This window comes from Kitasatospora sp. NPDC004289 (assembly GCF_053602875.1).
Genome location: NZ_JBSGEL010000009.1, coordinates 1 through 25,151 on the forward strand (window position 1 = coordinate 1; position 25,151 = coordinate 25,151).

Sequence of the window (25,151 nt, forward strand, 5' to 3'; positions counted from 1 at the left end):
GCGCCCGGCCCCGGCCCGCCCCGCCCCGCCCCGCCGGGGCGGGGCTGCGCGTCCCCGGCACGGTCGTCGCGCTCGGGGCGGTCAGCCTGGTCACCGACGTCTCCTCGGAGATGGTCACCGCCGTGCTGCCGCTCTACCTGGTGCTGGGCCTCGGCCTCTCACCGCTCCAATTCGGTTTCCTGGACGGCCTGTTCAACGGGGCCACGGCGCTGGTGCGGCTGCTCGGCGGCCGCCTCGCGGACCGCGGCGGCGGACGGCACAAGGCCGTCGCCGGAGCCGGCTACCTGCTCTCGGCGCTCTCCCGGCTGGGCCTGCTGCTGGCCGGCGGGGCGGCCGGCGGGATCGCCGCGGCGATGGCAACGGACCGGCTGGGCAAGGGAGTCCGCACCGCCCCCCGGGACGCGCTGATCACCCTCAGCGCACCGCCGCAGGCCCTCGGCCGGGCCTTCGGGGTGCACCGGGCGATGGACACCACGGGGGCACTGCTCGGGCCGCTGGTCGCCTTCGCGGTGCTCTGGGTGACGGCGGACGCCTACGACGCGGTGTTCGTGGTCAGCTTCGCCACCGGGCTGCTCGGGGTGCTGCTGCTGGTGCTCTTCGTCCCGGCCGGGCTGCCGGACGCCTCGATGCCCGCGCCCGCGCCGAAGCCCCGGACGAGCGCCGGGCCGAAGGTGCTCGCCGACCCCGCCTTCCGTCGGGTGGTGTACGCCGCCGCGCTGCTCGGGGCCGCGACCATCGGCGACTCCTTCCTCTACCTGCTGCTCCAGCGCGGCCTGGACCTCACCCCCGCGCTCTTCCCGCTGCTGCCGCTCGGCGCGGCGGCGGGCTACCTGCTGCTGGCCGTCCCGGCCGGTCGGCTGGCGGACCGGATCGGCCGCCGGATGCCGCTGCTCTACGGCCACGGAGCGCTGCTGGCCGCCTACTTGGTACTGCTGCTGCCGATGGGCTGGCCGACCGTGGTGCTCACCCTGGCCCTGCTCGGCGTCTTCTACGCCGCCACCGACGGCGTGCTGATGGCACTGGCCGGGCCGGCCCTGCCGAGGGAGGGACGGGCCGGCGGTCTCGCGGTGCTGCAGACCGGCCAGGCGCTGGCCCGGCTCTGCGGTGCGGCGGGTTTCGGCGCGGCCTGGACGTGGTGGGGGCCGCGTCCGGCGCTGGCCGTGGCGGCGGTGCTGCTGGCCGTCGCGGTGGCCGCCGCCTGGCGGATCCTGCCCGAACCGGGCACCGGTGGAGAGGAGTTGGGTGCATGAAGGCGCGTCTGATCGTGCTGACCGTCGCCGTCCTGGTGCTGCTGGGCGGCTCGCTGGGGTACGTGCTGCACGCCCGTCAGCGGGACGGCGGCCACCAAGTCCTGGCCGCCGCGAGCACGTTCACCCTGGACGAGGCGGGCCTCTACTACCGCGACACCGCCACCGGGCGGGTCGGGCGGCGGGGCGGGCCGCCGGACGGGCCGTCCTGCGAGCGGTTCTACGCCTCGGGGGACCGCGCGCTCTGCCTGCGGGCGATGCCGGGGGTGCCGGCCCGGACCCAGGCGGTGGTGTACGACCGCCGGTTCTCCGAGCTGCAGACCGTGATCGTGCCGGGCATCCCGAACCGGGCCCGGGTCTCACCGTCGGGTCAGGTGCTCTCCTGGACCTCCTTCGCGGTGGGGGACTCGTACGCCGCCAGCGGCTTCTCCACCCGGACCTCGGTCCTGGACCTGCGCACCGGCTACCTGATCAAGTCGGTCGAGTCGATCCCGCTGACCGTGGACGGCGTCCGCTACCACGCGGCCGACGTGAACTACTGGGGCGTCAACTTCGCGACCGACGACAACCGCTTCTACGCCACCGTCTCCTCCGCCGGGAAGACCCACCTGGTCGAGGGCGACCTGCACGCCTGGTCGGCCCGGACGCTCCGGGAGAACGTCGAGTGCCCCTCGCTCTCGCCGGACGGCACCCGGATCGCCTTCAAGAAGAAGGTGTCCGCCGACCCGGTCGCGCCCTGGCGGCTGTACGTGCTGGAGCTGGACGGGATGAAGGAGCACGCGCTCGCGGAGACACGCAGCGTGGACGACCAGGCGGCCTGGCTGGACGGGGCGACGGTCGGGTACGCGCTGCCGGGCAAGGACGGCAAGGGCAGCGACGTCTGGGCGGTGCCGGCGGACGGGAGCGGCGAGCCGCGGCTGACGGTGCCGGGTGCCTCCTCGCCGGTGGCGGTGGCCGCCGCACCCCGCTGACCTGGGAGGACGGCCGTTCGGCCGAGTACTGAGACCGCGGCCGGGGTGGCCGAAATGTTATGGATCAATTCCCCCACCCCGGCTGCGGTTATCGTCGCGGCCCGGGGAGGCCGCCGTTTGGGGCACTCTTTGCCCTGGGCCGTGCCGCGATCATTGATTCCAAGGTCAACTAAGTGTTGAAGTGATGCATGGTCATGTGGGGCTGGTCACACTCCTTCGATCGGCAGGAGTGGGAGGGAAGGCCTCGGGGCATGCGCGCCGCGCACGGCCCCTTATGACAACGGATTCCGCAGCACTTCCGTCGTTGACTGCGCCCCTTTCGCCCGCTTCCATGGCCGCCGGGAGCGACCGAAACCACGAAGCACCGGCAGACCTGCCTGGAGGAGATATCCGCTCCCGCACCAGCACCACCCACGAAGCGCGTCCCCCAGCGCCGAGCCGATCGGAAGCCGCCATGACCGACATCCTCGACCCGCCGTCCGCCTCCACGGCGGTGGCCACCGATCAGAGCGCCGGCTCCCCCAAGAAGCTGGCCAGGTCGCTCGGTGTGGTCGGCGGCACGCTGCTCACGCTCTCCTGCGTGACCCCGGCCTCCTCGCTCTTCGTGATCGTCCCGGACCTGTTCAGCTCGCTCGGCACCTACACCGCGCTGGCGATCGGCATCGGCACCCTGCTCTGCATCGCGGTGGCGTTCTGCTACTCCGAGCTCGGCACCCTGATCCCCAGCGCGGGCGGCGAGTACGCGATGGTCGGCACCCTGGCGGGCCGCTTCGCGGGCTGGCTGGTCTTCATCCAGTCGCTGATCGTGGTGATGATCGTGCCCTCGCTGATCGCGATGGGCACCGCGGACTACCTCGAACCGATCATCCACATCGACCCCGCGATCGCGGGCGCCGCCGTGATGATCGCGGCCACCGTGGCCGGCCTGCTCGACCTGCGGGCCAACGCCTGGCTGACCGGCATCTTCCTGGTGCTGGAGGTGATCGCCTGTGCGGTGGTCTCCTTCCTCGGCTTCTCCAACAGCGAGCGCGGCCTCTCCAGCCTGACCCACGGTCAGGTGGTCACCGACGGCGCCACCAGCCCGGTCGGCCTCTCGCTGATCCTGGCCGCGATGGGCACCGCGCTCTTCGTCACCCAGGGCTTCTCCACCGCCATCTACCTCTCCGAGGAGCTGGAGAACCCGCGCCGCAACGTCGCCCGCACCGTGCTGTGGACCCTCGGCCTCTCCGCCGTGATCATCCTGGTGCCGGTCGTCGCCATCACCGTCGGCGCCCCGGACCTGGCGGCGCTGAGCGAGGGCAACGTCTCCGCCCTGGTGGACGGCTGGGCCGGCTCCTCGGTCGGCACCTTCGTCAGCCTCTGCATCGCGCTGGCCATCGTCAACGCCGGCATCGTGATGGTCATCCAGAACTCCCGGGTGCTCTTCGCCTCCGGCCGTGACCGCGCCTGGCCGCAGCCGGTGAACAACGCCTTCGGCACCCTCAACCGCTTCAGCGCCCCGTGGATCTCCACCCTCGCGGTCGGCCTGCCCGGCGCGGCGCTCTGCTTCGTCCCGCAGGACCTGCTGACCAACATCACCGGTGTCGCCGTCGCCGCGCTCTACCTGCTGGTCGCGGTGGCCGCGCTGTTCGCCCGCAAGGGCCAGCACAAGCACGTCCCGGCCTGGCGCCAGCCGCTCTGGCCCGCGCTGCCGGTGATCCTGATCCTGGTGCTCGGCTACGTGCTGACCCAGCTCGACGTCAAGGCGCTGCTCTGGACCGGCGGCATCACCGTCCTCGCCGCCCTCTACTGGCTGCTCTACCTCCGCCCCCGGCAGGAGACCCGCTGGGTGATCACCGTCCCCGAGGACGAGCAGGAGGCCGCGCGGGTCTGACGCGCGGCAGGACAGACGACAGCGGGAGGACCGTCCACCGGACGGTCCTCCCGCTGTTTCGTGCGCCCTACCACCCTTCAACCCATCCCCCTGAGTGTCACCAGAACGGGTACCTGCGGAAACGGGCCATCAGGGTGACGTTGGATCACCTGCTTGTCCGTTGGTAGGACCAATGCGGGGCGGGGTGATCTGCGCCATGGTCAATGTGCAACTAGTTGCATAGCAGGGGGTGCGCCCCTACCGTGCTGGCATGACCTCGTACCCGCACCTGCTGCGCCCGCTGGACCTGGGCTTCACCACCCTCCCGAACCGGGTGATCATGGGCTCGATGCACGTCGGCCTGGAGGAGGCCGAGCACGGCTTCGAGCGGATGGCGGAGTTCTACGCCACCCGGGCCCGGGCCGGCGTCGGCCTGATCGTCACCGGCGGCATCGCGCCGAACGAGGCCGGCCGCCCCTGGGACGGCGGGGCCAAGCTGACCACCGCCGAGGAGGCCGCCGAGCACCGCGTGATCACCGAGGCGGTGCACGGGGCCGGCGGCCGGATCGCCCTGCAGCTGCTGCACTTCGGCCGCTACGCCTACCACCCCGCCCTGGTCGCGCCGAGCGCCGTACAGGCCCCGATCAGCCCCTTCCCGCCCCGTGCGCTCACCGACGAGGAGGTCGAGCGGACCATCGAGGACTTCGCGGACGCGGCGGCCCTGGCGCAGTCGGCCGGGTACGACGGCGTGGAGATCATGGGGTCCGAGGGCTACCTGATCAACGAGTTCATCGCCTCCCACACCAACCACCGCGAGGACCGCTGGGGCGGCTCGTACGAGAACCGGATGCGCTTCCCGGTGGAGATCGTGCGGCGGGTGCGCGAGCGGGTCGGGCCGGAGTTCATCCTGATCTACCGGCTCTCCATGCTGGACCTGGTCCCCGGCGGCTCCACGCTGCCCGAGGTGGTGCAGCTGGCCAAGGCGGTCGAGGCGGCCGGGGCGACCATCATCAACACCGGCATCGGCTGGCACGAGGCCCGCATCCCGACCATCGCCACCTCGGTGCCGCGCGGCGCGTGGGCCTGGGTGACCAAGCAGCTGATGGGCGAGGTCTCCGTCCCGCTGGTGACCAGCAACCGGATCAACACCCCCGAGCTGGCCGAGCAGCTGCTCGCCGACGGGCACGCCGACCTGGTCTCGCTGGCCCGGCCGCTGCTGGCCGACCCGGAGTTCGTGGCCAAGGCCGCGGCCGGGGCGCCGGAGGCGATCAACACCTGCATCGGCTGCAACCAGGCCTGCCTGGACCACACCTTCAGCGGCCGGATCACCTCCTGCCTGGTCAACCCCCGGGCCTGCCACGAGACCGAGCTGGTGCTCGGTCCGACCCAGCGGAAGAAGCGGATCGGCGTCGTCGGGGCCGGCCCGGCCGGGCTCGGTTTCGCGGTCGCGGCCGCCGAGCGCGGCCACGCCGTCACCCTCTTCGACGCGGACGACCGGATCGGCGGGCAGCTCAACGTGGCGCGGCAGGTGCCCGGCAAGCAGGAGTTCGACGAGACCCTGCGGTACTTCCGCCACCAGCTGGCGGAGCGTCAGGTCGAGCTGCGGCTCGGCGAGTTGGCGAGTGCGGAGCAGCTGCTGGCCGAGGGCTACGACGAGCTGGTGCTCGCCACCGGCGTCACCCCGCGCACCCCCGACATCCCCGGCGTGGACCACCCGAGCGTGCTCGGCTACCTGGACGTGCTGCGCGGCGCCGCCGCCGTCGGCGAGCGGGTGGCCATCATCGGCGCGGGCGGCATCGGCTTCGACGTGGCCGAGTACCTGACGGACTCGGGGGCCGACTTCTACGCCAGCTGGGGCATCGACACCGAGCACCGGGAGCGCGGCGGGCTGCGCGCCCCGGAGAAGGAGCTGCCGCCCCGTCAGGTGCACCTGATCCAGCGCAAGGCCGGCAAGGTCGGCGCGGGCCTCGGCAAGACCACCGGCTGGATCCATCGGCAGGAGATCGCCAAGCGGGGCGTGGTGACCGTCTCCGGCGCCGAGTACCGGAAGATCGACGACGAGGGCCTGCACCTGGTGGTGGACGGCGAGGAGCGGGTGCTCGCGGTGGACACCGTGGTGCTCTGCGCGGGGCAGGAGCCGCGCCGCGAGCTCCACGACGCCCTGGTGGCGGGCGGCGCCTCGGTGCACCTGATCGGCGGTGCGGACGTGGCCGCCGAGCTGGACGCCAAGCGCGCGATCGACCAGGGCACCAGGCTGGCCGCCGCCCTCTAGGCCGCTCCGGCCGTACCGGCCGTACCGGTCGCAGGAGCCGTACCGACAGCTGATCCGAAGGCCCCCGGGATGCCCCGGGGGCCTTTCGCATGCCCGCGTCGTGGTTCGTCCTTCGGACCCACTCTTGACGTTTTGTTGAAGGCATCCTAGCTTGTCTTTCGTATCCCAGAACAATGCTTCCGCATCGTGGAAGTTGCTGGAGCCCGACGGACGCAGGAGTGAACCGATGCCTCGTATGACAGCCGCCGCAGCCGCAGTTGAGATCCTCAAGCTCGAGGGCGTCGAGGTCGCGTTCGGCGTGCCGGGCGCCGCGATCAACCCCTTCTACAAGGCGCTGAAGCTGGTCGGTGGCATCGGCCACACGCTGGCCCGCCACGTCGAGGGCGCCTCGCACATGGCCGAGGGCTACACCCGGGCCAAGGCCGGGAACATCGGTGTCTGCATCGGCACCTCCGGCCCGGCCGGCACCGACATGATCACCGGGCTCTACTCGGCCATCGCCGACTCGATCCCGATCCTGTGCATCACCGGCCAGGCGCCGGTCTCCAAGCTGCACAAGGAGGACTTCCAGGCGGTCGACATCGCCTCGATCGCCAAGCCGGTCACCAAGGCGGCCACCACCGTCCTGGAGGCGGCCCAGGTCCCCGGCGTCTTCCAGCAGGCCTTCCACCTGATGCGCTCCGGCCGTCCGGGCCCGGTCCTGATCGACCTGCCGATCGACGTCCAGCTGACCGAGATCGAGTTCGACCCCGAGACCTACCAGCCGCTCCCGGTCTACAAGCCGGCCGCCTCCAAGGCCCAGATCGAGAAGGCGCTCTCCTTCCTGCTGGCCTCCGAGCGCCCGCTGATCGTCGCGGGCGGCGGCGTCATCAACGCCGACGCCACCGAGCTTCTGGTCGAGTTCGCCGAGCTGACGGGCGTTCCGGTCATCTCCACCCTGATGGGCTGGGGCACCATCCCGGACGACCACGAGCTGGCCGCCGGCATGGTCGGCGTCCAGACCTCGCACCGCTACGGCAACGCGACCTTCCTGGAGTCGGACTTCGTCCTCGGCATCGGCAACCGCTGGGCCAACCGCCACACCGGCTACAACCTGGACGCCTACCGCGGTGACCGCAAGTTCGTCCACGTCGACATCGAGCCGACCCAGATCGGCAAGATCTTCCCGCCGGACTACGGTGTCGTCTCCGACGCCAAGGCCGCGCTGGAGCTCTTCATCGAGGTCGCCAAGGAGCTCAAGGCGGAGGGCAAGCTGCCCGACTTCACCGCCTGGGCCGCCTCCGCGCAGGAGCGCAAGGCCACCCTGCAGCGCCGCACCCACTTCGACAACGTGCCGATCAAGCCGCAGCGCGTCTACGAGGAGATGAACAAGGCCTTCGGCCCGGAGACCCGCTACGTCACCACCATCGGCCTCTCGCAGATCGCCGCCGCCCAGTTCCTGCACGTCTACAACAAGCGGAACTGGATCAACTGCGGCCAGGCCGGCCCGCTCGGCTGGACCATCCCGGCCGCGATCGGCGCCGCGGTCGCCGACCCGGAGACCCCGATCGTCGCGCTCTCCGGCGACTACGACTTCCAGTTCATGATCGAGGAGCTGGCGGTCGCCGCCCAGCACAAGGTCCCCTACGTCCACGTCCTGGTGAACAACGCCTACCTCGGCCTGATCCGCCAGGCCCAGGCCGGACTGGACATCAACTTCCAGGTCAACCTGGAGTTCGAGAACATCAACGCCCCCGAGCTCGGCGTCTACGGCGTCGACCACGTCAAGGTCGCCGAGGGCCTGGGCGTCAAGGCGATCCGGGTCACCGACCCGAACGAGCTGGGCGCAGCCTTCGAGGAGGCCAAGAAGCTGGCCGCCGAGTACCGCGTCCCGGTCGTCGTCGAGGCCATCCTGGAGCGCGTCACCAACATCTCGATGAGCAAGACCGTCGACATGTCGGACGTCACCGAGTTCGAGGAGCTCGCCACCGAGCCCGGCCACGCCCCGACCGCGATCAAGGCCCTCCAGGTCTGATCCACCATCAGCACACCGCTGCCCGGCACCGCCCACTACGGTGCCGGGCAGCGGTGCGTCTCAGGCCGGGTTGCCGGCGTGGGTGAGGGTCTCCCAGGCGGTGAAGAGGTTGTTGGTGCCCGCCGGGCGCTGACGTTCGGTCAGTAGCTGGGTGTTGGTCATGCCGTAGCCGAGGCGGTCGTGCAGGGCGTTGTAGCCGACCTCGGTGACCGGGCCGAGGGACTGCTCCAGGGTGCCGCCGCAGAGCCAGGACGGGACGGCGGTGCCCAGCTGGTACTTGGACTGCAGGCCCAGGGCGTGCCGCAGCCGGTCGGCCACCTCGGGGTAGAGGTCCTGGCCCTGGATCCGGGAGGTCTCCGCGACGTGCGAGATCGCCGAGAGGCCGTAGCCGGTGTGGGTGAGGTCGCGGCAGGTCTCCTGGGTGAGGCCGTCGACGAAGGTGGACTGGCCCTGCCAGTAGCCGACGATCTCGTCCCGGGTGTCCAGGCCGCTGCCGGGGACGGTGCGGGGGAGCGGGCCGTCGGAGGCGAGGTAGACGTAGGCGGGGACGCGGTTGCGGTACAGGGAGACGGCCTTGTCGTAGGCGGCGCGGTCGTTCAGGAAGACCGCGATGCCGATCGAGGCCTCGACCATGCTGAGCTCCCAGTTCCCGTTGGAGCGCGAGCCGTTCGCGACCTCGGGCAGGTAGACGGTGCGCAGCATGGTTCCGAAGCGGGTGACCCGGTCCGGGGCCCACTTGCCGTAGGTGTAGCGGACGATCTCGGCGGCCCGGGGCCAGACCGAGGCGGACCAGGCGGCCTGCAGCGGGGCGTTGCTGTTGGTGTGGTCGGTGATCGTGCCCGACCAGGCGTCCATGATCTGGATCGCCTTCTCGGCGTAGCGGGCGTCCCGGGTGAGGTACCACTCCAGGGCGAGGGTGTACGCCGCGATGGCGTCCTCCCGCTCGTCCGTGCAGCCGATGTTGGGGTTGGAGTAGGAGCCGCACTCGACCACCGCGCGCGGCTTGGGCGTGCGGCTCAGCGAGGCGTACTTGGAGGCGTGCATCTGGTCGTAGGCCGCCTTCCAGGGCTGGGCCCCGGCCTGGACCTTGGCCCGGACGAAGTCCAACTGCCCGGCGGAGACCAGGACTCCGGGGTGCGTGAAGGTGGCGGGGGCGGCGTGCGCGGCGGTGGAGGCGGCGGGGAGCAGGCCGAGGGCGGTGGCGAGCACGGCCGCCCCGGCGAGGGCGCGACGGAGCATGGCGGGGTCCTCTCGGTGCGTCAGGCGGGCAGCAGCCACTGCTGGTTGGCGGCGCCGAAGCAGTCCCAGATCTGCAGTCGGGTGCCGTTGGCGGAGCTGGGCCCGGTGGCGTCCAGGCAGCGGCCGGAGGCCGGGTTGACCAGGGTGGAGCCGGAGCCGGGCTGCCACTTCTGCGCGCCGGAGCCGTTGCAGTCCCAGAGCTGGAGCTTGCTGCCGTTGGCGGTGCCGGCGCTGGTGACGTCCAGGCACTTGCCGAGCGCCTGGAGCGAGCCGTCGGCGGCCACCGTCCAGTTCTGCGCGGCGGTGCCGTTGCAGTCGTAGAGCTGGATCGCGGTGCCGTTGGCGGTGGCCGCCGCCGCAACGTCCACGCACTTGCCGCCGTAGCCGGTGATCCGGCCGGTCGGGCGGGGCGAACTCCCGCCGCCGGTCACGCCGTTGAAGGTGCGGGCGAACTGGTACGGGCTCTGCGAGGTGCCGCTGCAGGAGTCCGACAGGGTGCCGTTGCTGGCGCAGGCCTTGTCCCGGCCGAGGGCCCAGAAGGCGAGCAGCTGGATGCCGCGGGCCCGGGCGAAGTCGGTGAGGGTGGTGGCGTTGGCGGTGGTGAAGACCTCGGCCTGGGTGTCGTTGACCCCGATCATCGGGGTGTTGCCCTCCATCGCCCAGAGCTGCTGGGAGGTCTTGCCGGTCCAGATCGAGCCGAGCTGGCCGTGCAGCGCGGTGGCGGCGTCGGTGGCGGCCTTGCCCATGTCCATGGCCGGGCCGTAGTCCATGGTCATGATGTTGACCACGCCGACGTTCAGCCCGCGGCTCTTGGCGTTGTTCAGCAGGCTGATCGAATTGCCCTCCAGGCCGGTCGGGTTGACCGGGAGGGTGTAGTGCACGGCGAGGCTGCGCCCGGCCGCCGCGTACTCCTGCTGGAGCTGGGCCAGTGCCTGGTTGCGCCGGTCGTTGGCGGTGGTGTCGTTGAGGGCGCCGCCCTCGATGTCGAGGTCGATCTTGGTCAGGTTGAGGGTGTCCACCACCCGCTTGTACTGGGCCTTGAGCGAGCTGACGGAGGTGCAGGCCTGGCCGAGCTCGGTGCCCGCCGCGCCGCCGAAGGAGGCGATCACGTCGCCGCCGGCGGCCCGCAACGAGTTCACCGCCGAGGTCCAACCGGCGTCCCCGATCGGGGTGTTGCCGTTGAAGGTGGCGTTGCAGCTGCCGTCGCTGATCACGAAGGCCAGGGTGAAGTACTTGAGCCCGGTGGCGTTGCGGGCGTCGGCCAGGGCGTTGGGCGACTTCCAGGTCTCCACGTACGGGGCGGCGTACTGGGCCGGGAAGCCCGGGCCGGGGTTGGCGGCGGCGTGGGCGGTGCCGGGCAGGGCGCCGAGGGCGGTGGCCAGCACCGCCCCTGCGACGAGGGCGCGACGAAGCATGGGGGACTCCAGGGGACGTGTGGGGGGAGCGCTCTCCGGAGAGCAGCACGGAGTCAACTGGAGTAGACCACGGAGCGTCAAGAGGTCTGGAAGGAAAGGCAACAGATCGGAAGCCGAAGAGTCCGCTTGACCTGCATCGTCCACACCATTCACGAGTTGACGGTAAATCAGGCATTGGTCTAGGCCTTGACGCCCTGCTGCGTACAGGAGTTGAATCTGCGGCCATCCCCCCACCCCCGAGGAGTCCCCCATGCTCCGAACCAGTCGCGCCGCCACGGCGCTGCTCTCCGGCGTGCTCGCGGCCGGCGGTCTGCTGGCCGCCGCACCCACCGCCTCCGCCGCTGGAGAGACCGTGTCGGCCTGGCTCACCACCACCGACGACGCGGGCGGCCGGCACGTCACCCGCGGCCTGCAGCCGCAGGCCGCCACCGCCTTCGCGGCCGGCTCCGGCGCCGGTCAGCAGATCACCGTGGACGAGTCGGTCCGGTACCAGCAGTTCACCGGTGGCGGCGCCTCGTTCACCGACACCGCCGCCTGGCTGCTGAACAGCAGCGGCGTCCCCGCGGCCACTCGGGACGCCACCATGCGCAAGCTGTTCTCGCCCACCGAGGGCATCGGGCTGTCGATGATCCGCAACCCGATGGGCGCCTCCGACCTGGCGCGCTACGGCTACACCTACGACGACCGCCCGGCGGGGCAGACCGACCCGGGCCTCGCCAACTTCTCCGTCGCCCACGACCTGGTGGACGTGCTGCCGCTGACGAAGCAGGCCAAGCAGCTCAACCCCGCGCTCACCACGATGGCCAGCCCGTGGACCGCGCCCGCCTGGATGAAGGACAGCGGCTCGCTGAACGGCGGCTGGCTGAAGGCCGAGCACTACGGCTCCTACGCCCAGTACTTCGTGAAGTACGTGCAGGCGTACCAGGCCCAGGGCGTCCCGGTGGACTACCTCACCGTGCAGAACGAGCCGACCTGCTGCGGCGGTTACCCCTCGATGAGCTGGAACGGCTCCGGCCTCGCCTACTTCACCAAGAACAACCTGCTGCCCGCCCTGGCCGGAGCCGGGCTGAGCAGCAAGGTGCTGGCGCTGGACTGGAACTGGGACCAGTACGCCGGTTACGGCGCACCCGTGGTGGACGACCCGGCGATCCGCAACCACCCCAACTTCGGCGGCATCGCCTGGCACGGCTACGGCGGCGACGTCGCGACCCAGACCGCGGTGCACGACCAGTACCCGGGGGTGGACGCCTTCGGCACCGAGCACTCCGGCGGCACCTGGATCGCCGACCAGCAGCGCGAGGACATGCGCAACATCATCGACTACACCCGGAACTGGGGTAAGTCGGTGGTCAAGTGGAGCCTCGCGGTGGACCAGAACGGCGGCCCGCACTTCGGCGGCTGCGGCACCTGCACCGGGCTGGTCACGGTGCAGAACGGCGGCTCGCGGGCCGGGCAGGTGGACTACACGGTGGAGTACTACACCATGGGCCACCTGACCAAGTTCGTGAAGCCGGGCGCCTACCGGATCGCCTCCACCGCCAACTCGGCCGTGCCGAACGTGGCGTGGCGCAATCCCGACGGCTCCAAGGCGCTGATCGCGTACAACGACAGCGGCACCGCGCAGACCGTCCGGGTCAACTGGGGCGGCCAGAGCTTCGGGTACCAGCTCCCGGCGAAGACCTCGGCCACCTTCACCTGGGCCGGCACGCCGGGCGGCGGTGGCGGGCGCACCGGTCAGGTGACCGGCCTGGCCGGGAAGTGCCTGGACGTGGCGGCGGCCGGCACCGCCAACGGCACCGCCGTGCAGCTCTACGACTGCAACTCCACCGCCGCGCAGAGCTGGACGGTCGCCACCGACGGAACGGTCCGGGCGCTGGGCAAGTGCCTGGACGTGAACGGGGCTTCGAGCGCGGACGGCACCAAGGTGCAGCTCTGGGACTGCAACGGCTCGGACGCCCAGCGCTGGACGCCGACCGGGGACGGCACCCTGCGGGCGCTCGGCAAGTGCCTGGACGTGACCGGCAACACCTCCGTCAACGGGACGCCGGTCCAGCTCTGGACCTGTTTCGCGGGGGCCAACCAGCGCTGGACGCTGCCGGCCTGAGGCACGGCGGGTGCGACGGGTGGGGCCAACTGTCAAGTGATGCAGTGCTCTTGACTTTTGAGTCATGTGCACGCCAAGTTGGTCCCACCCCCACACTCGAGAGGCAGTTCTCATGAAGAAGCCGCTCCTCGGCGCCGCCTGCGCGCTCGTGCTCGCCGGCGCTCCGGTCCTGGCCGCCACCCCGGCCTCGGCCGCCCCCTCCGCTCCGCTCGCGGCCGTGGACTTCGCGGGCACCGTGGCGCTCAGCAACTGTTCCGGCTCGCTGGTGCGCCTGCCCAACTCCCAGGCGGGCGACCCGGCCCTGATCCTCTCCAACGGCCACTGCCTGGACACCGGCATGCCGACCGCGGGCCAGGTGCTGGTGAACCGCTCCTCCAGCCGCACCTTCTCGCTGCTCAACTCGGCCGGCACCAAGGTCGCCACGCTGCGCGCCAGCAAGATGGTCTACGGCACCATGACCGACACCGACGTGTCGATCTACCAGCTGAACACCACCTACGCCGCCATCAAGAGCTCGTACAACATCAGCCCGCTCACCGTCTCGGCGAGCCACCCGACCGCGGGCACCGCGATCAAGGTGGTCTCCGGCTACTGGAAGCGGATCTACTCCTGCAACGTCGACGGCTTCGTCTACCGTCTGAAGGAGGGGAGTTGGACCTTCAAGGACTCGGTCCGCTACACCTCCAGCTGCAACACCATCGGCGGCACCTCCGGCTCCCCGGTGGTGGACGCCAACACCGGCCAGGTGGTCGCGGTCAACAACACCGGGAACGAGGACGGCCAGCGTTGCACGGTGAACAACCCGTGCGAGGTCGACCAGGCCGGCAACGTCACGGTCCGCCAGGGCATCAACTACGCCCAGCAGACCTACCTGATCCCCGGCTGCTTCGGCCCGGGCAACGTGCTCAACCTCTCGCTCGCCGGCTGCGCCCTGCCCAAGCCCTGACCGACCCTCCTCCAGCGGCCGTCTCCTGGCCGACGGCGTGGCCCCGCTGCCCGGGGCCACGCCGTCAGGCGTTCCGCCGCACCCGCAACGCCCAGAGCACCAAGGGAAGTTGGGCGGGCACCCGGGCGAGCGCGGCGCCCCGCAGCGCGGCCGGGCGGTGCCGCCAGTCGTACGCCATCTTGACGTTGGCGGGCAGCACGGCGACGAACAGCCCGGCCGCGGCCAGCGCCCCCGCCCGCCTGGTCCTGGGCAGCGCCACCGCCGCGCCGACCGCCAGCTCGGCCACCCCGCTGACCTGGGTCCAGAGCCGGGGGCCGCCCGGCAGCGAGCGCGGCACGATGGCGTCGAACTGGCGCGGCACCACGAAATGGGCGACGCCGGCCCCGAGCAGCAGGCCGCTCAGCAGCTTGGCGGAACGCGTGGACGACACGTGGCCTCCCGGGCCGGGCGGGCGGCACCGGAACGGCGCCGCGACTGTTACCGGAGAGTAGCCGCCGGATCCGCCGGGCGGAAGACGCCGCCCGCCGCAGGGCCGGACGGACTGTTACAGAGCCTCGCGGTGGCTGTTACACGACCGGCCGACCACCGTGAGGTGCGGTTCCTAACGTCTGCCGTACCAACTCCCGGCCACCGGGCCGGGGGTGGCGAGCAATCGGGAGGAACCCCCATGGCAGGCACCACGAACATCCGCCGCGCGCTGCGCTTCGCCCTGGTCTCCGCAGGCGTCGCCGGTGCGGTGGCCCTCTCCGGCGCGGCCGCCCACGCCGACGGCAGCACCCCGGCCCCGCAGCCCTCGGCGTCCGTCTCCTCGCCGGCCGCGAAGCCCACCGCCGTCCCCAGCTCCCCGGGCCCGGCCGTCGAGAAGCCCACCGCCTCCGCGAGCCTGCCGGCCGGCAAGGGCAGCGCCGACCCGCAGGTCAAGGTGGTCCCCAAGGGCGGCGCCCAGACCGGTGAGGGCGAGAGCAAGGACTCCACCGCCACCCTGGTCCTCGGCTCCGGCCTGGCCGCCGCCGGTGCGGCCGGCATCGGCTTCGCGGTGCTGCGTCGCCGTGCCGGCGCCCGGGGCTAAGGCGTGAGCGCCGGATCACGCCGGGCGGCGCGCGACCGGGCGCGCGGCCCGCAGACGCCCGCCGACGCGGCGGAGCCGCACGAGGACCGGGCCGACGTGATCCGGCAGCCGCGGCACCGCCGTCGCCGCCGCCCGCGCTGGGCACCGGCCGCGGTGGCGGGGGCGCTGGCGCTGGGCGCCGGTGCGGTCCTGATCGGTGGCTGTTCGGCCGAGCGGCCACCGGTGCGGATCGCGGCCGCCGGGCAGTCGGTCCAGTCCGGGCAGTCGGTCCAGTCCGGACCGGCGGGCGGGGGAGCGGCGCAGTCCGCCACCACCCCGACGAAGCGTCAGGACGCGGCGGCACAGGGCGCGGTGGCTCCGCCCAACAGGCTGGTGATCCCCCGGATCGGGGTGGACGCGCCCGTCGGGGCGACCGGCCTGAACCCGGACGGCACGGTCGAGGTGCCGCCGATGGACCGCCCCGAGCAGGTCGGCTGGTACCGCAACGGACCGGCCCCGGGCCAGACCGGCCCGGCCGTGCTGCTCGGTCACCTGGACACCCGCAAGGGTCCGGCGGTCTTCCACCGGCTGCCGCAGCTCGCCCCGGGCGACCGGATCGAGCTGCGCCGGGAGGACGGCAGCACCGTCGCGTTCCGGGTGCGCGAGCTGAAGCAGTACCCGAAGGACGGGTTCCCGACCGAGCTGGTCTACGGGAACACCAGCACCGCGCAGCTCAGGCTGATCACCTGTGGCGGTGCGCTCGGCGGCGACGGGCACTACAAGGACAACATCATCGTGCTCGCCGACCTCCAGGCCTGACCCGTCCGCACCTCCGCACCGTCGGCACGTCCGCGCCGTCCGTCCGACCTGGGCGGACGGTGCGGACGCGCCGTCGGGCAGACTTGACCACCGATCACCGATCACCGACCGCACCGGAAGGCGACCAGCACCGTGAGCCGATGGCCCCGCCGTACCGCCCCGGGCTGGGGCGCCGTCCTGCTCGTGGTGGTCGCCGCGCTCTCCGGCTGCGGTGGCGCCGGGCAGCTGCACGACGCCGGCCCGGCCCGCGCGGTGGCGCTGCACCCCGTCTCCGAACCGCTCTGGCCCGAGGACGTGGCCTCCGCCGAGCCCTCTCCCTCGCCCTCCGGCTCGCGGCCGCCGCTCTCCCCGGTGCCCGGGATCACGGTCGCGAACGAGGACCTCCGCTCCGTCGACCTGCGCGCGCTGCTGACCAAGGACCCCGAGCTGCGGCCGGAGGAGAGCAAGGCCCTGACGGGCTGTCAGGGCTGCGCCGTCCGCCCCGCCCAGCTCCGCGACCTGAACGGGGACGGCCGCCCGGAGCTGCTCACCGCCGTGCAGTTCGGCTCGGGCTCCGGCTCCTCCTACCTCCACGTCTACGAGCTGCGCGGCGGCCGCCTCTACCCGGTGCTCACCCAGCAGGTGGAGAGCGGCTTCACGGCCGAGACCGTCGGGCCGAAGCTGGTGGTGCGCGAGCCCGACCGCACCAGGACCACCTACGCCTGGGACGAGGACCGGCTGCTGGTGGAGGACCGGCAGATCACCGGCCCCGGGGCCGACGGCGCGTACTGCGATCCGACCGCGGCGCCCACCGCCAAGATCGAGAAGGGCTCCGAGCCGAAGGTCTCGACGGCCCCCACCCCGGCCCCGCAGAAGCCCGCGCCCAAGCCGGTGCTCCCCAGCCCCGTCCCGTCCAGGTCGGCCGCGTGAGCGGCCCCGCACCCCGGAGCGTCCCCGTGCCCGAGACCGCCCCCGCCGCCCCGCGCATCCTGCTGGTGGAGGACGACGAGGTGATCCGCGAGGCCACCCGGATGGCGCTGGAGCGCTACGGCTTCCCGGTGGACACCGCCGTGGACGGATTGGACGGCCTGGAGCGGTTCCGCGCGCGGCGGCCCGACCTGCTGCTGCTCGACGTGATGCTGCCGCTGCTCGACGGGGTCGGCCTGTGCCGCCGGATCCGCGAGGAGAGCCAGCTGCCGATCCTGATGATGTCGGCCCGCACCGAGCCGATCGACGTCATCTCCGGGCTGGAGGCGGGCGCCGACGACTACATCACCAAGCCCTTCGAGAGCGCCGTGCTGGTGGCCCGGATCCGCACCGTGCTGCGCCGCACCAGGGCGGTCGCCGAACCGGTGCCCGCCGCCGGGCCGCCGCCCGAGCCGGAGCCGTCGCGCGCGGTGCGGGTGATCGACGACCTGGAGCTGGACACCGAGGCGATGGAGGTCCGGGTGGCGGGCCGTCAGGTGCCGCTCACCCCGACCGAGTTGCGGCTGCTGCTGGAGTTCACCGCCGCGCCGGGCGTGGTGCTGGAGCGCCAGACCCTGCTGGAGCGGGTCTGGGACTACTCCTGGGACGCCGACAGCCGGGTGGTCGACGTGCACGTGCAGCGGCTGCGCGCCAAGATCGGCGCGGGCCGGATCGAGACCATCCGTGGCTTCGGCTACAAGCTGCGGCGGTCCGGGTGAACCTGCGCGGTCAGATCGCCGCGACCGTCGCCCTGGTCTCCGTGCTGGTCGCCATCACGGTCGGCCTGCTGGTGCACCGGGCCTCCGTCGCGCAGCACACCGGGCAGGCCAGGAAGGCCGCCGAGAACGCGCTGGAGTCGGTGCTCGACGGCTACGCGCGCGGCGGCGACCTCGGCCTCGCCTGGGGCGCGTCGACCAGCGACCCCGCCCTCCCCGAGGAGCTGCGCCGGCTGGCCGAGCGCGGCCGGCACGGCTCGGTGCTCGGCGCCGGGCCGAACGGCACCGTGATGTGGGCGGCCGCCCCGCTCGGCCTCGGCCCCGGCACCGGCAACGACGGCGCGGCGGCGCAGGTGCTCTCGGTCCGGATCGACTACGCCGACGACGAGCGGGCCATCGCCCAGCTCGACCGCTCCATCCAGGTCTCGGCCGCGCTCTCGGTGGCCGTCACCGTGCTGGCCGGGGTCTTCGCCGCCGACCGGATCAGCGGACGGCTGCGCACCGCCGCCCGCACCGCCCGCACCATCGCCAAGGGCGACCTGACGGCCCGGATCGGACCGATCGGCGGCCCCCGCGACGAGGTGACCGAACTCGCCTCGGCGGTGGACTCGATGGCGGGCGTGCTCAGCAGCAAGCTGGCCAACGAACAGCGCTTCACCGCCGACGTGGCGCACGAGCTGCGGACCCCGCTGACCGGGCTGCTCACGGCGGCGGAGCTGCTGCCGCCGGGGCGGCCGACCGAGCTGGTGCAGGACCGGGTGCGGGTGCTGCGCAGCCTGACCGAGGACCTGCTGGAGGTCTCCCGGCTGGACGCGGGGGCCGACCGGCCGGAGCTGACGGCCGTTCAGCTCGGCCCGGTGGCCGCCCGGGTGGTGGCGGCCGCGACGGCCCCCACCGAGCTGCGGATCGAGTCCGACGCGCTGGTCACCACCGATGTCCGCCGGCTCGACCGGGTACTCTCCAACCTGGTGGCCAATGCCCACCGGCACGGCCGCGGCCCGGTCCTGGTCCGGGTCGAGGGCCCGGTGCTGACGGTCCGTGACCACGGCCCCGGCTACCCGGAGGACATCCTCACCGAGGGGCCGCAGCGCTTCCGCACCGGCGCCCGTGAACGCGGCCACGGCCACGGGCTCGGCCTCACCATCGCCCAGGGCCACGCCGAGGCCCTCGGCATCGCGCTGACGCTGGCCAACCACCCGGAGGGCGGTGCCCTCGCGGAGCTGCGGCTGCCGTCGGCCGAGGGCTGAGCGGGCTCGGTTCCTGAGGGGGCTCAGTTGGTGACCGAGTAGGCGATCCGGCGGGCGGCGTGGAGGGGCGTCAGCTCGGTGGTGTCGATCACTTCGGCCTCGGCGTGCAGCCAGCCCGCGGCCGCCTCGGCGTACGGCTCCAGGTGACGCAGGCGGAACGGGGACGGGCCGGGGCCGAGCACGCGGTCGTTCTCGATCCGGGCGCGCAGGGTGTCCTGGTCGGCGTGGAGCACGAAGTGCCGTACCGGGATGGAGTGTTCGGCGAGGCCCGCGCTGATCTCCCGCCAGTACTGCTCCACCAGCACGGTCATCGGCACCACCAGCGTGCCCCCGGTGTACTCCAGCACCCGCCGCGCGGTCTCCACCACCAGGGGTCGCCACGGCGGCCAGTGCTGGAAGTTGTCGGTCGCGGGCAGGCCGGGGGAGATGTCCATCAAGGTCTCGCCGACCTTCTCGGCGTCGAACACCCGGGAGTCGGGTACCAGTTCCTGCACCAGCGGCGCGGTGGTGCTCTTGCCCGCCCCGTGCGTTCCGTTCAGCCATACGATCATCGCCCCACGCTAGCCCGGCGCACCCTGCGCGCGGGTCTTTTCGAAGCAGTGAATCGGTGCTTCAATCCTTGGCATGGCCTACCGTCGCACCCCCGCCGTCCAAGCCCGCCTCGACGCCCAGCGGGAGACGGTGCTGGCCGCGGCCGTGGCGCTGCTGGCCGAGCGGGGGTACGCGGGCTGCTCGATGGCGGCGGTGGCGGAGCGGGCCGGGATCGCGACCGGGTCGATGTACCGGCACTTCGCCGGGAAGGCCGAGCTGTCGGTGGAGCTGTTCCGCACGGTGGTGACCGGTGAGCTCGCGGCCGTGGAGGCGGCGGTGGGCAAGGCGGCCGCCGACGGGGCCGGGCCGCACCGGCTGGTCGCCGCCGTGGTGGAGACCTTCGCCGCCCGTGCGCTGGCCGCACCCCGGCTGGCCTACGCGCTGCTCGCCGAGCCGGCCGACCAGGTGGTGGACGCCGAGCGGCTGGTGTTCCGCCGGGCCTTCCGCGACCTGATGGCCGTTCAGATAGCCCCGGCCGTCGCCGACGGCCGGCTGCCCGAGCAGGACGCCGAGCTGACCGCCGCCGCGCTGGTCGGTGCGATCGGCGAGGCCCTGGTCGGCCCGCTCGCCGCGGGCCTGGGCCGGGACGACGTGATCCCGGCGCTCATCTCCTTCACCCGACGCGCCCTTGGGGGGCAGCACGATGCCTGACACGCACGAGGTCACCAACCAGGTGCCCGACCTGTACGGCCACGACGTGGCCGCCGACCCGACCCTGCTGGCCGCCCTGCACCGGGCCGGGGCCGGCTGGGCCGAGGAGCAGCTGCACGCCCTCGGCCGGCTGGCGGGCACCGAACGGGCCGCCGAGTGGGGCCGGTTGGCCAACGAGTACGAGCCGGTGCTGCGCACCCACGACCGCTACGGTCACCGGATCGACGAGGTGGAGTTCCACCCCGCCTGGCACGAGCTGATGACCGTCGCGGTGGAGCACGGCCTGCACGCCGCCCCCTGGCGGGACGGGCGCCGCGGCGCGCACACCGCCCGGGCGGCCAAGTTCTACGTCTGGGGCCAGGTCGAGGCCGGGCACAGCTGCCCGATCTCGATGACCTACGCCTCGGTGCCCGCGCTGCGGGCCACCCCGGCGCTGGCCGAGCAGTACGAACCCCTGCTGGCCGCCCGCTCCTACGACTTCGGGCTGCGCGAGCCGCACGGCAAGAGCGGCCTGATCGCCGGCATGTCGATGACCGAGAAGCAGGGCGGCTCGGACGTCCGGGCCAACACCACCACCGCCGAGCCGCAGGCCGACGGCACCTACCGGATCACCGGCCACAAGTGGTTCACCTCCGCCCCGATGTCCGACCTTTTCCTGACGCTGGCCCAGGCCCCGGGCGGGCTCAGCTGCTTCGTGCTGCCCCGGGTACTGCCGGACGGCGAGCGGAACCGGCTGCGGATCCAGCGGCTCAAGGACAAGCTGGGCAACCGCTCCAACGCCTCCGCCGAGCTGGAGTACGACGGCGCGGTCGGCTGGCTGGTCGGCGAGGAGGGCCGGGGCGTGCCCACCATCATCGAGATGGTGAACATGACCCGGCTGGACTGCACCCTGGGCGCCGCCTCCGGGATGCGGCTCGGCGCCGTCCGGGCACTCCACCACACCACCCACCGCCGGGCGTTCGGCGCCGCGCTGGTCGACCAGCCGCTGATGCGCAACGTGCTGGCCGACCTGGTGGTGGAGTCCGAGGCCGCCACCGCCGTCGCCCTGCGGCTGGCCGAGGCCACCGACCGGGCGCTGGCGGGGGACCAGCAGGAGGCGCTGGTGCGGCGGTTGGGGCTGGCTGCGGCCAAGTACTGGGTCTGCAAGCGCGGTCCGATGCACGCCGCCGAGGCGCTGGAGTGCTTCGGCGGCAACGGCTACGCCGAGGAGTCCGGCATGCCGCGGCTCTACCGGGAGGCCCCACTGGTCTCCATCTGGGAGGGCTCGGGGAACGTGGCCGCGCTGGACGCGCTGCGCGCGATGGCCCGGCGCCCGGAGACGGTGGAGGCGCTGCTCGGCGAGCTGGACGCGGCCGCCGGGGCGGACCGGCGGCTGGACGCGGCGGTGGCCGCCCTGCGCAAGCAGCTCGGCGAGACCTCCGAACTCGAGTACCGCACGCGCCGGTTGGTGGAGTCGATCGCGCTGGCCTTCCAGGGCTCGCTGCTGGTCCGGTACGGCGACCCGGCGGTGGCCGACGCGTTCTGTGCTTCCCGGCTGGGCGGCGAGCACGGCGGCGCCTTCGGCACCCTGCCGACCGGTGTGGACACGGCTGCCGTGCTGGCCCGGGCCGCGGCCCTGCCCGCATGAGCGAGACCGAGGAGGTCCGGGCGTTCTGGCGGGGTCTGGGCCTGCCGGGCCTCGTCGACGTGCACACGCACTTCATGCCGGAGCGGGTGCTGGCCAAGGTGTGGGCCTACTTCGACCAGGTCGGTCCGCTGACCGGGCGGCCGTGGCCCATCACCTACCGCGAGGAGGAGGACCAACGGGTCGCCCGGCTGCGGGAGTTCGGGGTGCGCGCGTTCACCTCGATGCTCTACCCGCACAAGCCGGGGATGGCCGCCTGGCTGAACTCCTGGTCGGCGGAGTTCGCCGCCCGCACCCCGGACTGCCTGCACACCGCCACCTGCTACCCCGAGCCGGAGGCGGCCGAGTACGTGGCGAAGGCCCTGGCCGACGGCGCCCGGGTCTTCAAGTGCCACGTCCAGGTGGGCGACTACGACCCCACCGACCCGCTGCTCGACCCGGTCTGGGGTCAACTGGCCGAGGCCGGCGTGCCGGTGGTGACGCACTGCGGCTCCGGCCCGACGCCGGGCAAGCACACCGGGCCCGGTCCGATCGCCGAGGTGCTGGCCAGGCACCCCGGCCTGCGGCTGGTGGTCGCCCACCTGGGCCTGCCGGAGTACCGGGAGTTCCTGGAGCTGGCCGAGAGCCACCCCGGGGTGCACCTGGACACCACCATGGCCTTCACCGAGTTCAGCGAGGAACTCGCGCCCTTCCCCCGGGACTTGCTGCCCCGGCTGGCCGACCTGGGCGACCGGGTGCTGCTCGGCAGCGACTTCCCGAACATCCCCTACCCGTACCTCGCCCAGCTCCGCGCCCTCGCGGACCTCGGGCTGGGCGACGACTGGCTCCGGGCGGTCTGCCACGACAACGGCGCCCGCCTGTTCGGCCTGCCGCCGGGGGTTCGGAGCTGACCGCGGTGGGGCGCGGCGGCGTCACGCGTCGCTCCGCCCCACCAGGCGGATCTCCGGCTCCCGGCCCACCGTCCGCATCAGCCCGGTCCTCGGGTGCCACGAGACGGAGAGGTCGGAGCCCCACTCCAGGGCGTGGCGCCTGCGTCGGAGGCGGTCGACCCGCCCGGGCTCGGCGAAGGCGCCGGGCGTGACGCGCAGGTGGGTGATCCCCTCGACCACCACCGTCAGCAGGTCCCAGCCCTCCCGGCGCCCGCCGCCGTCCTGGGGCGGGAGGGCGAACTGGAGCACGGCCGTGCCCGGTTGGCGGTGCAGCCGGATCCCCTCGAAGTCGGCCGTCAGCAGCCGCAGCGCGGCCGCCGGCGGCAGGGTGGGGAGGTCGAAGGCCGTCGGCCAGGGCCGTCGGCTCAGTTCCAGGGCCAGCCGCCGGCCCCAGGCCCCGGCCGGGCCCGTGCCGCTGTTCACGTGGAGCACGTTGGCGAACCAGTTCACCAGGGAGTCACCACCGAGCTCCACCCATCGGTGGATCAGAGCCCGGAAGCCCTTCCCGCCCAGCCGGCCGGCCGCCAGGGCATCCGTCCCCGCACCCTGGAAGACCCGACAGACGTCGAGGACCGCACGCTGGTCGTTCCGGTCGGTGCAGGCACCTAGCGAGGCCTTCGCCAGTGCCTGTCGCACCAGTGCGGCCGCGAGGTGGGAGCTCCGGTCCGGGGGCAGCGGCCACCGCTCGGTCCGGTCGGTCCGGCGGCGCCGCCGTTCGCGCCGCCCCTCGGGGACCGGCGGGTGCAGCAGGGCGGCGGCGAGACCCTCCTCGCTGTCGTGCCAGTACCAGTCGCCGTTGCGGAACTCGGACCGCTCCGCGACCAGGCGGCCGTGACCGCCCGTCAGGACCTCGGTGCGGCCCTCGTCGGTGGACCAGCCGAGCTCGCCCGACGAGCCGCGGCCCCCCTCGAAGGCGGACTCCGTGACTCCGGTCAGGCGGACGGCCATCCTGGCGGGCTGGCGCACGGGCCCGTTGACGGCGTAGCGGCGCGGCAGTACCAGGCCGAGGGACGCGTCGACCCCGCCGGGAACGGACTCCAGGGACAGGCCGGTGAACCGGGCGGCCGCCGGGTCGTACGGCGCGAGGGCCGCGCGGCCGAGCGCCTGGACCGCAGGGGGCTGGAGCTCCCCGTCCCAGCCCCGCTCGGGGACGGTCGGATCGACGGCCGGAGCGGGCGCGAGCAGGCCCGCCGCGTCCGGGAGTTCCGACGCCCAGGCGTGCTGGTCGCCGTCGAATCCCGCCATCCGGCGCAGCGTCCTGCGGGCGAGCCACTCCCCGGCCGGGGCCGGCCGGGTGGCCGCGGCGGTGAAGAACAGGCGGGTGTGGTCCCCTCCGTGCGGATGCCAGGGGCTGGTCTCACGGCGGATCGACTGCCGGTCGAGCGTCCGGGCGTCGACGGCAGCGTCGGCGATCCGGGCGAACGAGCGGTCGAGCAGCTCGGCCAAGGCGCGCAGTGCGGACGGCGGCACGATCCCCCCAGGGTCCGGGACTTCCTCGCAGCGGTCACCGGCCGCTCCGTACACAAGGCGGCCGGAAGGTCCCCTGCCCCGGCCCGGCCCTGCCGAAGCCGACCGGGGTCCGCACGGTGTGCCGCCCGGACCGGGCCGGGGGTGTGGCGACACCCTCGGCCCGGTCCGGCCCGGACGGTCCGTCAGACCGCTTCTAGGGACCGAGCTGCCCGGCCAGGGCGAGCGCGTCCAACAGCCCCGGGTGCAGCAGGGGATGCGCGGCCAGCAGGCCGTCCGCATCCGGGGTCCAGCGCTTTCCCTCGGTGTCCGTCACCAGGGCGCCCGCCTCGCGGGCGATCAGGGCTCCGGGCAGCAGGCCGACCGGATCCGGGCCGTACTCCCAGAAGCCGTTCAGCTGGCCCGAGCCGACCTGGGCCAGCTGGAGGGCCACCGGGCCGAGGTCGCACACGGCCAGCACCCGGGCCGCGACGGCGGTCAGCGACTCCCCGGCCCGGCGCAGCTCCTCCCGGCCGGCCGCCGGTGGCCGGCCGGTGCCGATCACGCAGGTGTCCGGATCCCGTTCGGGCGGGGCGATCGCCCGGCCGTTGAGGCGTGCGCCGCCGCCGAGTTCGGCGGTGTAGGTGGCGCGCAGGGACGGGGCGTGCACCACCGCGAGCACCGGCTCGCCGTCCCGCAGCAGGGTGGCGGTGACGGCCCAGTGCGGCAGCGCGTTCAGGTACTGCGCGGCCCCGTCGGTGGTGTCGCAGGACCACCACTCGCCGTCCTCGGGCACGGCGGTGGCGGACTCCCCGTCCAGCCAGCCGGCCCCGGGGCGCAGCGCTCCGAGGCGCTCCCGCAGCTGCGCCGTGGCGGGCTCCTCCACCCACGCGAGGGCGGCCAGGGCCTCGGCCGTCGTCCGGCCCGGCCAGGGCCGGGCCGACTGGCGTTCCGTCAGGAACTCACCGACCGCCCGCACCGCGGCGGCCACTGCGGGTATAGAACACTCCTTCATGCCTTGCGCTCCCTCCGGTCACGGTCACTGCACAGAGAGGTACCGTGATCGAGCGGAACG

General features: G+C 73.2%; 21 protein-coding genes. 15 read left to right on the forward strand and 6 right to left on the reverse strand.

The window, feature by feature from the left end; all coding sequences use genetic code 11:
• From ACWEPF_RS08195 to gcl, 5 genes are all read left to right on the forward strand, one after another.
• On the forward strand, positions 1-1,250 hold a 1,250-nt coding region (locus ACWEPF_RS08195), incomplete at its 5' end, for an MFS transporter (RefSeq protein ID WP_452171902.1).
• Positions 1,247-2,218: a TolB family protein gene (locus tag ACWEPF_RS08200; RefSeq protein WP_452171903.1), complete on the forward strand. Its 972-nt coding sequence runs from the start codon at positions 1,247-1,249 to the stop codon at positions 2,216-2,218. The genes ACWEPF_RS08195 and ACWEPF_RS08200, both read left to right, overlap by 4 nt.
• Positions 2,219-2,672: 454 nt before the next feature.
• Entirely contained in the window at positions 2,673-4,091 is a 1,419-nt protein-coding gene (locus tag ACWEPF_RS08205; RefSeq protein WP_452171904.1) for an APC family permease, read from the forward strand.
• 250 nt (positions 4,092-4,341) lie between these two features.
• The gene (locus tag ACWEPF_RS08210) at positions 4,342-6,342 is read left to right on the forward strand and encodes an oxidoreductase (RefSeq protein ID WP_452171905.1); all 2,001 of its coding nucleotides are present in this window, start codon (positions 4,342-4,344) and stop codon (positions 6,340-6,342) included.
• 226 nt (positions 6,343-6,568) lie between these two features.
• Positions 6,569-8,356: a glyoxylate carboligase gene (gene gcl / locus ACWEPF_RS08215; protein ID WP_452171906.1), complete on the forward strand. Its 1,788-nt coding sequence runs from the start codon at positions 6,569-6,571 to the stop codon at positions 8,354-8,356.
• A 60-nt stretch (positions 8,357-8,416) separates the two neighbouring features.
• On the opposite strand, the gene ACWEPF_RS08220 is transcribed toward gcl, so the two are convergent.
• Together ACWEPF_RS08220 and ACWEPF_RS08225 are read right to left on the reverse strand one after the other, a co-directional pair.
• The gene (locus tag ACWEPF_RS08220; protein ID WP_452171907.1) at positions 8,417-9,595 is read right to left on the reverse strand and encodes an alginate lyase family protein; all 1,179 of its coding nucleotides are present in this window, start codon (positions 9,593-9,595) and stop codon (positions 8,417-8,419) included.
• A gap of 20 nt (positions 9,596-9,615) precedes the next feature.
• Positions 9,616-11,010, reverse strand: coding sequence for a ricin-type beta-trefoil lectin domain protein (locus ACWEPF_RS08225; RefSeq protein ID WP_452171908.1), 1,395 nt, complete (start codon positions 11,008-11,010; stop codon positions 9,616-9,618).
• Positions 11,011-11,260: 250 nt separating this feature from the next.
• Between ACWEPF_RS08225 and ACWEPF_RS08230 the strand changes: the two genes are divergently transcribed.
• Together ACWEPF_RS08230 and ACWEPF_RS08235 are read left to right on the forward strand one after the other, a co-directional pair.
• Positions 11,261-13,114 carry a ricin-type beta-trefoil lectin domain protein gene (locus ACWEPF_RS08230; RefSeq protein WP_452171909.1) on the forward strand — a complete coding sequence of 618 codons (1,854 nt, stop codon included), beginning with the start codon at positions 11,261-11,263 and terminating at the stop codon, positions 13,112-13,114.
• Between the two features lie 112 nt (positions 13,115-13,226).
• Positions 13,227-14,060 (forward strand): S1 family peptidase, encoded by an 834-nt coding sequence (locus tag ACWEPF_RS08235; RefSeq protein ID WP_452171910.1) that lies wholly within the window; start codon positions 13,227-13,229, stop codon positions 14,058-14,060.
• Positions 14,061-14,124: 64 nt separating this feature from the next.
• On the opposite strand, the gene ACWEPF_RS08240 is transcribed toward ACWEPF_RS08235, so the two are convergent.
• A complete protein-coding gene (locus ACWEPF_RS08240; protein ID WP_452171911.1) occupies positions 14,125-14,490 on the reverse strand; it encodes a DoxX family protein in 366 nt (121 codons plus the stop codon).
• Positions 14,491-14,727: 237 nt separating this feature from the next.
• On the opposite strand from ACWEPF_RS08240, the gene ACWEPF_RS08245 reads away from it, so the two are divergent.
• The 5 genes from ACWEPF_RS08245 to ACWEPF_RS08265 all read left to right on the forward strand — a co-directional run bounded on the left by ACWEPF_RS08245 (position 14,728) and on the right by ACWEPF_RS08265 (position 18,835).
• Positions 14,728-15,129, forward strand: coding sequence for a hypothetical protein (locus ACWEPF_RS08245; RefSeq protein ID WP_452171912.1), 402 nt, complete (start codon positions 14,728-14,730; stop codon positions 15,127-15,129).
• 3 nt (positions 15,130-15,132) lie between these two features.
• Positions 15,133-15,927, forward strand: a complete 795-nt coding sequence (locus ACWEPF_RS08250) for a class F sortase (protein ID WP_452171913.1) — start codon at positions 15,133-15,135, stop codon at positions 15,925-15,927.
• 132 nt (positions 15,928-16,059) lie between these two features.
• Positions 16,060-16,836, forward strand: coding sequence for an FG-GAP repeat protein (locus tag ACWEPF_RS08255; RefSeq protein WP_345287509.1), 777 nt, complete (start codon positions 16,060-16,062; stop codon positions 16,834-16,836).
• Positions 16,837-16,937: 101 nt separating this feature from the next.
• Complete coding sequence (locus ACWEPF_RS08260; protein ID WP_380150486.1) at positions 16,938-17,591, forward strand: response regulator; 654 nt, start codon at positions 16,938-16,940, stop codon at positions 17,589-17,591.
• On the forward strand, positions 17,588-18,835 hold the full coding sequence (locus tag ACWEPF_RS08265) for an ATP-binding protein (RefSeq protein WP_452171914.1): 1,248 nt from the start codon (positions 17,588-17,590) through the stop codon (positions 18,833-18,835). The genes ACWEPF_RS08260 and ACWEPF_RS08265 overlap by 4 nt, the downstream gene beginning before the upstream one ends.
• A 23-nt stretch (positions 18,836-18,858) precedes the next feature.
• Here the strand turns inward: ACWEPF_RS08265 and ACWEPF_RS08270 are convergent, their stop codons facing one another.
• Complete coding sequence (locus ACWEPF_RS08270) at positions 18,859-19,386, reverse strand: AAA family ATPase (protein WP_452171915.1); 528 nt, start codon at positions 19,384-19,386, stop codon at positions 18,859-18,861.
• Between the two features lie 73 nt (positions 19,387-19,459).
• Here ACWEPF_RS08270 and ACWEPF_RS08275 point away from each other — a divergent pair, with 73 nt between their 5' ends.
• From ACWEPF_RS08275 to ACWEPF_RS08285, 3 genes are read left to right on the forward strand one after another with little or no spacing between them, the layout of a single operon-like run.
• A complete protein-coding gene (locus ACWEPF_RS08275) occupies positions 19,460-20,077 on the forward strand; it encodes a TetR/AcrR family transcriptional regulator (RefSeq protein WP_452171916.1) in 618 nt (205 codons plus the stop codon).
• Positions 20,070-21,704: an acyl-CoA dehydrogenase family protein gene (locus ACWEPF_RS08280; protein WP_452171917.1), complete on the forward strand. Its 1,635-nt coding sequence runs from the start codon at positions 20,070-20,072 to the stop codon at positions 21,702-21,704. The genes ACWEPF_RS08275 and ACWEPF_RS08280 overlap by 8 nt, the downstream gene beginning before the upstream one ends.
• On the forward strand, positions 21,701-22,591 hold the full coding sequence (locus ACWEPF_RS08285; protein ID WP_452171918.1) for an amidohydrolase family protein: 891 nt from the start codon (positions 21,701-21,703) through the stop codon (positions 22,589-22,591). Before ACWEPF_RS08280 ends, ACWEPF_RS08285 begins: the two co-directional genes overlap by 4 nt.
• A 21-nt stretch (positions 22,592-22,612) precedes the next feature.
• On the opposite strand, the gene ACWEPF_RS08290 is transcribed toward ACWEPF_RS08285, so the two are convergent.
• Entirely contained in the window at positions 22,613-24,100 is a 1,488-nt protein-coding gene (locus ACWEPF_RS08290; protein ID WP_452171919.1) for a hypothetical protein, read from the reverse strand.
• A gap of 193 nt (positions 24,101-24,293) precedes the next feature.
• Complete coding sequence (locus ACWEPF_RS08295) at positions 24,294-25,091, reverse strand: inositol monophosphatase family protein (RefSeq protein ID WP_452171920.1); 798 nt, start codon at positions 25,089-25,091, stop codon at positions 24,294-24,296.
• Between the last annotated feature and the right edge of the window lie 60 nt (positions 25,092-25,151).